The following is a 13648-nucleotide window of genomic DNA, read 5'->3' as shown; positions in this document are numbered from 1 at the left end:
AGAACACATGGGAACTGCATTCGACGAATTCCTGACGACAGCGAAGGAAGCAGCGACAGAAGCAAGTACGCTACTCCGATCGAATTTTCAGTCCGACTACACCATGACGCAGAAACGAGAGGGGACGCTGGTAACGGAGATCGACCTCCGTGCCGAGCGAACGATTCGCTCGATCATCACGGAGACCCACCCGGATCACGCGATTATTAGCGAAGAGACCGACCGAGATGGAGCGGCGCGATTCACGTGGGTCGTCGATCCGCTCGATGGGACCGCAAATTACGTTACCGGCTTCGAACATTACTGCGTGTCAATCGCGTTGCTAGACGACGGAGAACCGATCGTCGGTGTCGTCGTCCATCCCCAACGCGAGGAGACGTACACGGCAGTTGCAGGTAACGGTGCGCAACGGAACGGACGACGAATATTCGTGTCGTCGGCTGATACACTTCCGGAGAGCGCCGTCTTATTCGGCATCTCGCCGCCTCTCATCGATGACAGCCGGCTCCGTCGGGTGTATCAGCACCTCTTCCCTCCTGACCGGTCGCGGGGACTTCGCCAACTCGGTGCCGGCGCGTGTGATCTTTCGTTCGTTGCGAACGGAACGTTCGAGTGCTTTCTAGACAAGTATACATCGCCCTGGGACGTTGCTGCGGGAAGTTTACTCGTCGAGGAAGCCGGTGGCAAGGTAACCGATTGGGACGGATCGCCGGTGAATTTCACGGCTGAGGAGCGGGACGTCGGCATCATCGCCTCGAACGGTCGCGTTCACGGCGACCTGCGTCAGCTCTATCGAAACGAAACAGCGAACCCCGACACGAACTGAAGTGCCGATTCGGGTCGCCACTCGACTATCCTTGCCTACTCGAGGAGATGAGAGAGACGGCTCTCTGGTGGATTTGTGGATTCGATGCGAGGACCATCTCACGGTTACTCCCGTTCAGTCGCTCGATCCGGGTGATCTCGCCGCCGGCCTCCTCGATGAGTTTGATTCCCGCGGCCGTATCCCAGATGCTGAGCTCTCGCTCGAAGAAAATGTCGAACTGTCCGTTGGCAACCATTGCGAGTTCAGTAGCGGCGGATCCGAACCGTCTCACCCCTTGGGTCCGGTCGATCAGTGACCGAAACTGATCGAAGTGTTGTGACTCGATCGTCGTCGGATCGAACCCCGTAACCACCAGCGCATCCGAGAGTGTGGCCGTCTCTGAAACTGAAATCGGGCGTCCGTTCAGGTACGCACCGTGCCCCTCAATAGCCGTAAATAGCCGATCCGAGGGGATATGATAGACGACGCTCACGTCCGCTGCTCCCGTCCCCTCAAACGCGATCGACACGGAATAGTGGGGAATGCCGTTGAGATAGTTAATCCGTCCGTCCAGTGGATCGACGATCCATCGCGGTTTCGTTGTGAACTCCGGATAGCTCTCCTCCGAAATCACGTTGTGCTCGGGGAAGTGACGCTCGAGCTCGGTTAAAATCGCTTCCTCAGTGGCTAACTCGCAGCTTTTGTTCGGTTCTCGGACTGCTGTGCGATTCGGATGGTGCTCGTCCCAAGCTGCAAGCGCTTCAGCACCGCGACGGGCGGCTAACAGCGCAGCCCACAGGTGAGGATACTGAGCCATACGGTTTGTGCCCAGGTGACCACCTATTCGTTTGCTATGAGTGCTATGTGGGGCTATATACCTAGTCTAGTCGGTCTCCGTTCTCGTTCAGACCGGATAGAACGGTTGGGTACAGCTAACGGCTCGGCCGTCTCCGTGAACTTCTGCTCGGACGTACGTCCGATCGACGAATCGGTCGTTCGGAATCGTTTCTCCGGTTGCGACGACCTCGCCGTCCGCGATCCACTCTATTCGCACTGCATCGGGGGCATCGACGGAAATTGCGTCGTCCGTCACGTCGATTGCGTGGATGAACGGCGCGTGATGGTCCCCATTGTGCTGAACGTAAAACTGGCCCGTAGTCAACGCCTCTCGAACGGCAGCCTTCGAATGAGTCGAGAGGAGCAAGACGTTCCGTGAGCGGTTGAACCGTTTACCGTCCTGCGGGCGGGCGCGGCCGTGGTAGTCATCGCCGGCGAACGCCCAGATCGGTCGATCGGGTCCGAAATGCGTGAGCAACCGATCCCACAGGGCGCGACTCGGGTACCGATCGTTCCCGTTGAAGATTTCCATTCCGAGGAGGACATCAGCGGCTTCGAACACCGGGACGTATTGCTCGTAATCCGACGCGTCGTTGTATTTCGAAGGGTGGGGGAGAATCGCCAGGCCGTCCTGATCCGCGATACGGTCGAGTAGCGCAGTTATCGAGGCCTGTCGTCCGTGTCCGATATCCGTGTCCAGGCCGATCACATCGTGAAGCGAGCCGTGATACGACGCCCGTAATTCGGTTCCCGGAAGCGCGACCACACCGAATTCCGCCGGATCGACGTCCCACTTCGCCCAAGGCCAACTCGTTTGCTCGAGTCGCTCGGGCATCTCTTCGTAGGGGACATCCTTGTACTTCGAGCGCTCTACGTAGTATTCGTGTTCTGTTAACGAAAATACAGTATATCCTACGTTTCTATATTTCTTCAGTAACGTTTTGGGCGAGGAGGCTGGCGAGAGGTTGTTTTTCCCAAGATCGTCGATCGGAATAGTTTCTGCATCGATACTTGGCTCGTGAATGCACGTGTCCTCGCGTATCGTGTTTCGCGGCTCGTGCGTGTGAAACTGCGCTAGATGTTGCGCGTGCTCATCCCACGCTAATCCATCATACGGGTGGAACTTTTCCATGGGTAGCCAGAAGATACCGATGTTAAAAGTGTTCTGAAAGAAGACATGGAAGCTCCTACAACTTATTTGATATAGGGGAGACAGCGCTTAGATGGCCTCTGGTCGGACTTTAGATCTGAGGCTGCCTAATGCTCTACAATCAGCACGCGATTACTTCGGATTCTGAAAGACCCCCTCACTCCATAGACGAGTATTGGCTCCAGTAGACATATTGTTATACGCGAAGAGAATGCGAACTCCCTACCCTGCTCCCGTCGTCCCTTCGGTCGTCCCTCACCGAGAAGGAAGCTTACACCCCAACTCAATTAACTAATAGTAAACCCACAGCGCTGTAGCCCCGAGTAGGGTCATTGTGAGATGGCTTCAAATGTCGATGCCCCACATCGACAACCGTCTTTCTTCCCGATTGGTTGAACCGTGCTATCGGAAAGGACCCACGCGGAATAGACCGCACCGCACTCACAACACCTACCAGCTACTTTCTGCCGCTCGTCGACCACCGTATCGTTGGTTTCGCACGCCCGTTGGTTCCCTGGCATGGATGGATAAACGACTACCTTGCGGAAGAAGCGAGGGGTTGTATGGACAACCTCGAGGTCGATAGTACGAAATGTCAGCTGGCAGTAACTCACTCATCATCCGGATGGGTGAACGTCAAGGTACTCGTGATGAGGTTCTTGTGTGCAGCGTGAAACCGCTTCGAGAGCGCTTGCTGTGAGACGCCCATCTGCTCGGCCAGTTCGCTCATCGAGACCGTCTGTGGGACTTCGTAGTATCCGTCTTCGAGTGCGGTGACCAGCGTCTCGCGTTGCTTCGTCGTGAGATCGTATTGGGCGCTGGCCATCGGCTGTTCCTGATCCTGTATTCGGTTGAGTTCGAACGAGATCTCGTTCTCCTCGCAGTACGTTTGGAACTGAGAGAGACTTTCCTGATCGTCGAATCGCATCCGTAGTTCCCAGTTTTTGTCCCTGCCGATCGCCTGCAAGATCGTGGCTCCGAGTTCGACGTAGGCGTAGACGATCGACTCGACGTTCTGGGTCCACTCGGCACGGTACAGTTTGGCGCCGTCTACTTCGTCAATGGAAGCGACGTTCGTCACCGTCTCGTCGTTCTCGAACGCCGCTTCGAACTCGGTGTGATCACCGCCGCTCACCCAGAAGTATGGCATCACTCTGTCCTCCATCGTCGCTACGACTTGCTCGATCTCGACGACCATATGCGGTGCGTCTGTGAGGGCGTGATTCAGCGCCAAATCGTCGGATTTGACGGAAAATTCCGCAATGAGGCTCATATCGCTAGTTCGCGTCTGAGAGGATTAAAGCCAGTGTTGAATCGGCTCCCTGGTCTCGAGTGATGTCAGTTTCCCGGCGATGCTGCGGGTACCGGGGGTATCTTCGGCTATCGGGGCCACAAAATCGGTGGATCGCTCGAGAAAGTGAAAGAGGCGTGGATCGGAGCGGATCGAGCGCCGCGAGACACAGCGTAGGACTGTATCGCAACAGGAATTTCCACTGTAAGGGTGGCTAAAAGAATAAGTTCCAATACGCCAATTTGAGCGATCATGGACGATTGGATCGATCCGGAGACGATCGGCCGTAACCGGTTGCCGCCTCGCGTGGACGTATTGCCGTACCCCGACCGAGAGACCGCCCTCGCCGACGATCGAACGGCGTCTCGGTGGTTCACCTCGTTGAACGGCCGCTGGCAGTTCGACCTCGCACCCGCGCCCTCAGCTGCGCCGGCCGGATTCGCCGAGCCGGCGTTCGACGCCGCGGACTGGGATCGAATCGAGGTCCCGATGAATTGGCAGGTCGCTGGCTACGGCAACCCACACTACACGAACGTCGTGTACCCGTTCCCGGTCGATCCGCCGAACGTCCCGACGGATAATCCGACGGCGTCGTATCGACGGACATTCTACGTCGACGACGACTGGACGGACAGACAGGTCCGCCTCCACTTCGAGGGCGTCGACTCCGCGTTCCACCTCTGGGTGAACGGTAAGCGCGTGGGCTACAGCGAAGGGGCGCGGCTCCCCTCCGAGTTCGACGTGAGCGAGTACGTCCACGCGGGAGAGAATACGATCGCTGTCCGCGTCTACAAGTGGTCCAACGGGAGTTATCTCGAGGATCAGGATATGTGGTGGCTCAGCGGGATCTTCCGAGACACGTACGCCTACGCGGTCCCGGAGCCCCACGTCGAGAATATAGACGCGAGAACGGAATTCGACGACGAGTACGTCGACGGCGTCTTCCGTGCGGATATCAGTCTCGCTAACGGCGGCGACGCGAACGAAACGGTCGTCCTCGAGGCCGAACTCCGCGATGCGAACGGCGAGTCCGTGGTCGAGTTCGAATCGATAACAGCAGTCGACGCCGGCGAAAACGAGACGGTCACGCTCGAGGCGGACGTCGAGGACCCCGATCTGTGGACCGCCGAGACGCCGCACTGCTACGACCTGCTTCTCACCGTTCGTGATGAGCAGGGTACGGTTACTGAGGTCGTCGCGGAGACCGTCGGCTTTCGCGAAGTCGATATCGAGGACGGCATATTCCGCGTGAACGGCGAACCCGTCACGATCCGCGGCGTGAACCGCCACGACTTCCATCCGGACCGCGGCCGGGCAGTCCCTCTCGACGCGATGCGGGAGGACATCGAGATGATGAAGCGGCACAACATCAATGCGGTCCGGACCGCACACTACCCGAACGACAGCCGATTCTACGACCTCTGTGACGAGTACGGGCTGTACGTCATCGACGAGACGGACATCGAGTGCCACGGACTCGAGTTCGCGTCGGAGACGCCCCACCTTAGCGACGCACCCGAGTGGGAAGCCGCCTACGTCGACCGGATGGTTCGGATGGTAGAGCGGGATAAGAACCACCCGAGCGTGATCGTTTGGTCACTCGGGAACGAATCCGACTTCGGCTCGAATCACGTCGCGATGGCCGACGAGACCCGCGAGCGCGATCCGACGCGGCCGATCCACTACGAACCGGACGAGGCGCAGGAAGTCTCGGATATCGTCGGGCCCATGTACCCGCCGTGGGACCAACTCGAGGAGTGGGCGGCTGCAGACGAGTACGAGCACCCGGTGATCCTCTGTGAGTACGCCCACGCCATGGGGAACGGGCCGGGCAACCTGCAGGAGTACTGGGACCTATTCGACGAACACGAGCGGTTGCAGGGGGGCTTCATCTGGGACTGGCTCGACCAGGGGTTGCGCCGGACGACCGACGACGGCGAGGAGTGGTTCGCCTACGGCGGCGATTTCGGCGACGAGCCGAACGACGCCAACTTCAACATCAACGGCCTCGTCTTCCCCGACCGCGAGCCCTCGCCGGGATTGCTCGAGTACAAGAAGGTGATCGAACCGGTCGCGCTCTCGGCTGCGGACCTCGAGCACGGTGAGGTGACCGTCGAGAACAAGTACGATTTCCGGTCGCTGGGGCATCTTCGGGCCGATTGGCGCGTCGAAGCCGACGGGCTGGTCGTCGAGAGCGGCGCGTTCGAACTCCCCGACGTCGCACCCGGCGAGAGCGATACCGTCGAAGTTCCGGTCGACACGGACGCGTACGACGACGAGGCCGAGTATCTGCTGACGATCGACGTGTCGCTGGCCGGGGACACGCGGTGGGCGTCTGCCGGACACACCGTCGCGACCGGCCAGTTCGACCTTCCGGTCGGCGGCGGCCCGACGGAACCGTCGACCGAAGCCGCGCCGCTGTCCTGCGAGACGACCGACGACGGAATCGTCGTTTCGAACGCCCACTTCGAACTCGTCTTCGATGAGACGGCCGGCGCGATCGATTCGATGCGCTACCGGGGACGGGACCTCGTCACCGACGGCCCGACGGTCGGCCTCTGGCGCGCGCCGACGGACAACGACAGGGGGTTACCCCTCTCGAGGACCCTCCTCTCGAGGATGACCGCGGCCGCCTCGGGTGACGGTCGGATCGACGAGGGAGATATCTACACGATCGGCTTCGCCCAACTCTGGCGAGAGCACGGGCTCGACGAACTCCAGTTCCGGGCGGATACCGTCGAATACGAGGTCAAAAACGACGATCGCGTCGAGATCACTGTGGAGGGACGGCTCGCGCCGCCGATCTTCGACCACGGATTCGGGGTGGAGCAGGAGTACGCGATCGCTGACACCGGCGCCGTCGAAATCGAGACGCGGCTGGTACCCGAGGGAGACCTATCCGTCCTCCCGTCGCTGCCGCGAGTCGGGCTCGATCTGACGGTCCCGTCGGCGTTCGATCGGGTCACCTGGTACGGGCGCGGGCCCGGCGAATCCTACGTCGACAGCAAACGGGCGTCGCTCGTCGGCCGGTACGAGCGCGACGTCGACGAGCTGCACACGCCGTACGTCAGACCGCAGGCGAACGGGAACCGGACGGACGTTCGGTGGGCGACGGTTACCGACCAGCAGGGGGTCGGACTGTACGTGAGGGGCGAGTCGCCGCTGAACGTGACGGCACACCGTTACACGAGGGTGGACCTGGAAGCCGCGGACCACGTCCACGAAGTGCCGCGCCGGGACGAGATCTCGGTATCGTTAGACCACGCACACTGCGGACTCGGAACCGGCAGCTGCGGTCCGGAAACGCTGGAGACGTACCGAGTCGATCCGACAACCCACGAGTTCACGGTCGAGCTTCGACCGTACGTCGAGGCGTAAGTAGGTCAGTCGAAACCGACTTTGAGGTCGGACACGACGACAGATTTCCGTTCGAACAAACTCTCGGAACGATCCCGGAGACGAATGTCGATACTATTGTCTTAGTATTACAATACTATGATCTTGCTAATATATTCTCACATAATATTATGAGAGAAATAATCGCCTTCTCATTCGGCACTCATCGTGAAACCGTTATTAACGGTTGAAACGTTGTGGTTAGAATCCTCTCCGCTGTCGACTAGCCGTGATCGATAGCTACAATATTACGGCGACTATACTTCGGCGGCGGATCACTTCATCCGGTATACTTCGTCCATCCAAATATCGTCATCGTCCGGCTCGAGGATGCCGTCCATGACTTCGTCCCAGTCCCCTTGTGCATCACTCTCTTCCATGATCTCCTTGATGACGTCCGGGTCCTCGAGTTCCAGATAGCCGAAGACGTGGCCGTCCCGTTCGAACACGGAGTACGTCTCGATGCCGGCGTCGGACTCGAGGTAGGCCTCCTCGAGTGCGTCCGGGACGTTCTGGTGTTCCTCGCGATACGCGTCTCGCTGTCCGTCGACGATTTCCAGGTGGAACGCGATTCGCTCCATACGAAGACCGTTTTCTCACGACGGTATAGACGTTGGGGTCCTCCGTGATCGTTGTCTCCGTTCACATCGAAAACACCATCACTCGAACCGAAGCCGACCGAAATACGCCGGCGAGTGGTAGTCAGGAGTCGCCTTCTCGATCGGATTCCACGTAGATTTCTGGTGATCCGGCAGCCCGCTCCGATAGAAGTTCCCCCGCCACTCGGTCCCCGACGTCGGTCGAATCTCGAGACCAGTCACCTCGCTCAGGACGTCGAAGGGGATTCTGGCGGCGAGCCACCAGGCCTCGTCGTCCGGCTGCGACTCTTTCGTCGGTCCCGGAACGGACGTTCGAACGTCGATCCGTTCGGCGAGGTCGGGATCGATCAGCGTCCGGCCGATTCCCCGTTCTTCCCAGCCTGCTTCCTGCCAAGCGAGTTTGAACTGGCCGCAGCAGTTGGGTTCGAAGTTGAAGTACCGCGAGTCCACGTCGGGCGTCGGATCGGCGAACAACTCGACCGAACTGTCCTCGAACGTGGAGCCGTTGAGCTCGGTTACCGACGCCGAGATATCGTCGTCCTCGGCGTGGAACTGCAGGAACAGCGCTCGCTCGTCGTAACAGACTCGAGCGGTCGTCGTCGGTTTCGGGTCCGAGCCGCCGTACCAGGTGAACTCCTCGAGTTCGAGCGCGGGAACGTCCTCCCAAACCGTTCCTTCGATCTCGCCGGTCAGTGGGACATCGGCGGTCGTGCGAGTAATCGTGTATGACTTCATCGATGTGGATCTGAACTCTCTCGATATCGGTATAAATTTCGGCGCTTCCGCGGGGTCGACTCGGAGCAGCGACGCGACGAACGGGGCGCTCGCGCTAAACCGACCAGTCCGTCGGATCGAGCGGTCGCTCGAGATGCAGCAGTTCCGTGCCTTCGACGTCGGTAACGACGATCGGATCGACCGACTCGAGCGTTGGGGCCTGGTCCCACTGTTCGTCGCCCTCGTCGCGGGCCGCCGTCACCGCCGTCACCAGCCAGTGGGTTCCGGGCTCGTACTCACCGACGAGCGTCGGGACGGTCGTCCGCGAGTGACAGACGTTCGTGTTCGGTTCCGGATCCGCTGTCTCGCCCTCGCGGCCGTCGTCCCCGTCGGCGTCTATTCGGAGGTCCCGAACGCCGCTCGTGCCGCCGGGCGTTTGACACCACGCGCGGCCCGCTCCCGTCTGGTACTCGTGGTTTTCCGGCCGGTCGTCATCACCCTTCGGCAGCGCGAAGCCGCCCTCAGCGCTGCGGAGCGGTCGATCGCTCTCGAGGCGGTGGACGCGGACGTGCCACGGCGACGCGGGTGCGAGCCAGGTATCGACGCGGACGTCGTCCCAGGGCGTCCACCGCGAGTATAGTGTTTCGTCTCGAACGGCGGTTTCCTCGACCGACTCACGGATCCGATACGTTCGGCCGTCCTCGCTCAGCGCCAGTGCACTGTCGACGCCCGCACCCTCGAGTCCGGGGCGTCGGCCTCGAACGCTGAAGCCGAACTCGCTCGAGTACGCGAACTTAGTGTACTTCTCGCGGTAGTTGGTCGACTGTCCGGCGGCGAGGGCGTAGTGGTGATCGGCGGTCCGATCCCGGCAGACGATCAACTTCGGCTCCGACTGGACGACTTGGTCGGGCAGGTCCGGAAGCGGCTCCGGATCGGCCCGCCAGAAGGGGTGATCGGCGTCGAGCGCGAGCGGGAGGAACGCCTTCAGCGCCCAGTAGGGCGAACTGGGGGAGTTGTACGGCTCGCTCGTCTTCAGCGTCGGGTACCGGTAGCCGACCGAGAGTGCGCCGCCGTCGGTGAAGATCGGCTGCTCGAGCCACCACCGCAGGTTGCGCAGCCACAGCCCCTTGAGTTGGCCCCACGGGAGTGCCTCGCAGTCGGCGTACGCGAGTACACCCCAGAACGCGGTCTGTGCGAACCGGTAGGTGAGGCTCCGGCCGTAGGGAAGCGCCGCGCCGTCCGCGCGGAACCAGTGGCGAAACTGCGGCGCGAAGTCCACGGCGCGCTCGCGGAACCGGTCGGCCCGCTCGGAATCGCCGTCGACCAGCGTCGCGTAGATGAGCCCGTAGGTGTGTATCGCCCAGGGAACGTAGTAATCCCGCGCGCTATCCGCGTTCGGTCCGTCGGCGTACCAGCCGTCCGTCGTGGCGAGGGATTCGAGGCGATCGAGCGTCTCCTCGGACAGTTCTCGGTCGTAGTCTTCGCCGACGGCCTCGAGACCGAGGTGGACCAGAATCCGGAAGAACAGCCAGTTACAGTCGTACAGCGACGCGTCGTCGACCTGTCGAAGATAGGTCGCGACGCGGTCTTTCGTCTCCGAACTGAGGGGTTCCCAGAGCCGGTCGGGGACGACCGCGAGACCGAACCCGATCGCGGCCGTTTCGACGTGTTTTTGAGAGGTTTCGCCCGCCGGTCCCCAGTACTCCGGATGGTCCGGGTTCGTCCCGTTTCGTAAGCCTTCTCGAATCCGTTCCCATCCGTCGAACTCGCCGCCACCGGCGGCGAGCGGGACGAGTCCCCACAGCGGTCGCGCGAAGCCTTCGAGCTCCGCCGCGACGTCCGGGAACCAGGCGCCCGTTTCCGTCGGCTTCAAGCGAGCGCCGCCGGGACTGCGGTGGTTTTCGAGCGGGTCGACCAGTTGTCGGACCGCGCGCTGCACGTCGGCGCGGGTCTCCAGCGGATTGTCTGCGACTGGGTCCATACCGGCCGACTCTCGAGGCAAACAGTTAATTCTTCTGTGGCGTTCGCTCGGTTCCGAGCGCTGATCGACAGGGACTCGCGGTTCCGGACCCGTCACCATCGCAAAACAGTCCGTTCGGCGAGTTCTTATTCGTTCTCGTCGATGCTCTCGTCGGAATCGTGTTTCAAAACGATAGCCGAGTCGTCATCGGGGTCGTCCGCGGTGTCGTCGATCGCGTTCTCGTCGACCTCGAACGCCGCTAACGAGACGCGTAAGTCGTCGGCCGCTTCGGTCAACGAATGCGTGCTCACGGAGACCTCCGAGATCGAGGCCGTCTGTTCCTCGACGGCGGCCGCGACGGTCTCCGTTTCGGACTCCGTCTCCGAACTGAGCTGCGTGGCTTCGTCGACCATAGTGACGACCCGTTCGCTCGCTCGAGCCTGCTCGTCTGTCGCCTCGTCGATCGTCCGAATGCTGTCGTTCGCCGTCTCGACCTGATCGGCGATCGCGTCGATCGCGTCGATCCCGTCCTCAACGACGTCGACGCCGTCGTCGACCTGCTCGCGCATACGGTCGATCTCGACGACGGTTTCTTCGACCGACGCCTGGACCGCGTCGATCAACGCATCGACCTCCTGTGTCGCGTCTGCAGTCTCTTCGGCGAGACTCTTGACTTCGTTCGCGACGACGGCAAACCCGTCGCCTTCTTCGCCGGCGCCGGCCGCCTCGATCGAGGCGTTCAGCGCTAGCAAGTTCGTCTGGCCGGCAATATCGTCGATCAGGTCGACGATCTCTCCGATCTCGCCCATCTCCGACTCCAGCTGGCCGACCTGCTCTGTGATCGCTTCGGCGCGCTCCTCGAGGCGTTTCATCTCAGTCCGAATTTCGACGCTTGCCTCGCTGGCGTCGTCGGCGCGGTCGGCAGCCGCCGCGGAGACGGTCGCGACGTCGCCGGCGGTGGAGGCGATCTCCTCGACGGTCGCCGAGAGGTCGTTCATCTCGCCGTAGACTGCCTGAAACCGCTCGCTCTGGTCGGCCGCGGCGGACGCAATTTCCTCGGTCGACCGGCCCACCTCGTCGCTGGCCCGTTCGATCTCGCTGACGCGCTCGGTGACGTCCGCGCTGGTTCGGTCGACGTCCTCGGCGAGCGATTGGATGTCGACGATCGTTCCCTCGATGTCGGTGAGCATCTCGTTGAACGCAGTCGCGATCTCGGCCAGCGCGTCGTTGTCGACGTCCTCGTCGAGTCGCTGGGTGAGGTCACCCTCGGCAGCCTGCGACATAACGTCGCCGAACTCGGCGGCCTTCTGTTCGAGGCGATCGGCGAGTCGTTCGGCCTCGCGGCGGGCCTCGGCGGCGTCTGCCTGCGCAGCCTCGGCCTCGGATTTGGACTGCTCGAGGTCCGCAATGGACTGCTCGAGATCGGCGCGCATCGTCGCGAGCGAGTCGCCGAGTTTCCCGGGAACGTCGGCCTCGAGGACGGGATCGTCGAACTCCTGGCGAGCGATCGCGTCGGCCTGTTCGGCTGCGGTCTCGAGGTAGTCTCGGGTATCGGCGAACGCCTCGCGTACGTGTCCGACTTCGTCGATCCGGTTGTCGTCGCTGATCGTGATTTCCGTGTCGCCGTTCGAGAGCGCGCGGGCGTTGGTCGCGAGGTCGGTCATCGCAGCGGCCGTCGATCGGCCGAGCGTCGCCCCGACGACCAGAAAGCCCGTGATCGCGATGCCAATCAACAGGAGTAACGACGTGGCAACGCTGTCGGCGAGCGCGTAGGCGGCCGATTGCGGCGCGCGGGAGACGACGCGCCAGTCGGTGTCGCCGACCGTCGCGTAGGAGATCACGCTGTCCGTCGCCTGGTGTTCGAATATACCGGCCTCCCCCTCGGGGAGTTCGGCGCCGGTGTATCCCAGTCCAGATGCGAGAATCGCACTCTCGTTGTCGGCGTACACGGTCGTCTCGGCGGACGCGTCGAAGACGCGGATCTCCTCCTCGTCGACGGTACCGTCGAACAAGTACGCGACGTCGGCGATGTCGACCTCGATCATCACCGCGCGGTCGTCGGAGCCGGAAATCGGCGAGATGAACGCGAGCAGCGTCTCGCCGTTCCGTTCGTACACGTCGGTGAACCCGCCGGCGAACTCCCGGCTGTCTATTTCGTCATAGGCGATTTCGGTGGTGGCGGCGCCGCTGCGGTCGTACACCTGCACGTCGAGATCGGCGAGCCGTTCGCCGTTCATTCTGGAGTTCGTGCTGCGAACGATTTCCTTCGATCCGAGGTCGAAGTAGTGGACTCCGTGTGACTCGGCGGGCAGCGTCCGTCGATGGTTTCGTAATTCGCTGTCGATTTTTGCTTCGGAGCCGTTGATGAGTTCCTCGGAGCGCGTTATCGTATTGGCCGCCGTCTCGTAGTCGGTGATCCATTCATCGAACTCGTCGGCGTTGTGGGCCGTATTGTCCGCCATCTCCGCCTGCACGTCGCGAGTGATCTGGCCCGTTATATCTACATAAAAGTACGCGGACGACGCGATCAACAGAACCGCGATAATCGTAATGACGACGCCAAACTTTACCAGATATCGGCTCCGCACTCGATCCGGGAGAACCCCCTTCTCGGGTAGTCTCCTCCGTACTCGAGCCCACAGCTCGTCCTGAACCATGACATTCATTTTTCATCACATGCAATGTTTGTTATGGCCAAGCAAACACCGCTGCCGCAAAGCGATGCTCAGAGATCACAAAACGCCGTTCAAACGGCCGAGACCCCAGTTTACAGTCTCGTTCAGATTCGTAATGTCTCACACAGATCCGTCACGTGCTGCGATGCGTTCGACGGCACCCGTTTTCCTCACTCGAGCGTGAATTGATACGTCCCGGCTTCGACCTCGACCACGATCGC

The 13648-nt window shown here is 61.3% G+C and carries 9 protein-coding genes; 2 read left to right on the top strand and 7 right to left on the bottom strand.

Annotated elements, in window-relative coordinates:
* The first annotated feature begins 7 nt into the window (after positions 1-7).
* Entirely contained in the window at positions 8-826 is an 819-nt protein-coding gene (locus tag ATJ93_RS18060; protein WP_120246077.1) for an inositol monophosphatase family protein, read from the top strand.
* 25 nt (positions 827-851) lie between these two features.
* Here ATJ93_RS18060 and ATJ93_RS18055 read toward each other — a convergent pair whose 3' ends face one another.
* The 3 genes from ATJ93_RS18055 to ATJ93_RS18040 form a co-directional block, all read right to left on the bottom strand.
* Positions 852-1622: an inositol monophosphatase family protein gene (locus ATJ93_RS18055; RefSeq protein WP_120246076.1), complete on the bottom strand. Its 771-nt coding sequence runs from the start codon at positions 1620-1622 to the stop codon at positions 852-854.
* 87 nt (positions 1623-1709) lie between these two features.
* Positions 1710-2477 carry a CehA/McbA family metallohydrolase domain-containing protein gene (locus ATJ93_RS18050; RefSeq protein ID WP_245977675.1) on the bottom strand — a complete coding sequence of 256 codons (768 nt, stop codon included), beginning with the start codon at positions 2475-2477 and terminating at the stop codon, positions 1710-1712.
* Between the two features lie 925 nt (positions 2478-3402).
* Positions 3403-4065 (bottom strand): helix-turn-helix domain-containing protein, encoded by a 663-nt coding sequence (locus ATJ93_RS18040; protein WP_120246074.1) that lies wholly within the window; start codon positions 4063-4065, stop codon positions 3403-3405.
* 270 nt (positions 4066-4335) lie between these two features.
* Between ATJ93_RS18040 and ATJ93_RS18035 the strand changes: the two genes are divergently transcribed.
* Positions 4336-7461: a glycoside hydrolase family 2 TIM barrel-domain containing protein gene (locus tag ATJ93_RS18035; RefSeq protein WP_211334088.1), complete on the top strand. Its 3126-nt coding sequence runs from the start codon at positions 4336-4338 to the stop codon at positions 7459-7461.
* A gap of 293 nt (positions 7462-7754) precedes the next feature.
* On the opposite strand, the gene ATJ93_RS18030 is transcribed toward ATJ93_RS18035, so the two are convergent.
* From ATJ93_RS18030 to ATJ93_RS18015, 4 genes are all read right to left on the bottom strand, one after another.
* A complete protein-coding gene (locus tag ATJ93_RS18030; RefSeq protein ID WP_120246072.1) occupies positions 7755-8060 on the bottom strand; it encodes an L-rhamnose mutarotase in 306 nt (101 codons plus the stop codon).
* 78 nt (positions 8061-8138) lie between these two features.
* A complete protein-coding gene (locus ATJ93_RS18025) occupies positions 8139-8813 on the bottom strand; it encodes a carbohydrate-binding family 9-like protein (RefSeq protein ID WP_120246071.1) in 675 nt (224 codons plus the stop codon).
* A gap of 94 nt (positions 8814-8907) precedes the next feature.
* On the bottom strand, positions 8908-10773 hold the full coding sequence (locus tag ATJ93_RS18020; RefSeq protein ID WP_120246070.1) for a DUF2264 domain-containing protein: 1866 nt from the start codon (positions 10771-10773) through the stop codon (positions 8908-8910).
* Between the two features lie 125 nt (positions 10774-10898).
* On the bottom strand, positions 10899-13409 hold the full coding sequence (locus tag ATJ93_RS18015) for a methyl-accepting chemotaxis protein (protein WP_120246069.1): 2511 nt from the start codon (positions 13407-13409) through the stop codon (positions 10899-10901).
* Between the last annotated feature and the right edge of the window lie 239 nt (positions 13410-13648).

The sequence above is a fragment of the Halopiger aswanensis genome (genome assembly GCF_003610195.1).
Lineage (GTDB): Archaea > Halobacteriota > Halobacteria > Halobacteriales > Natrialbaceae > Halopiger > Halopiger aswanensis.
The sequence above is the reverse complement of the archived record's forward strand: the minus strand, read 5'-3'. Positions and strand labels throughout refer to the sequence as shown.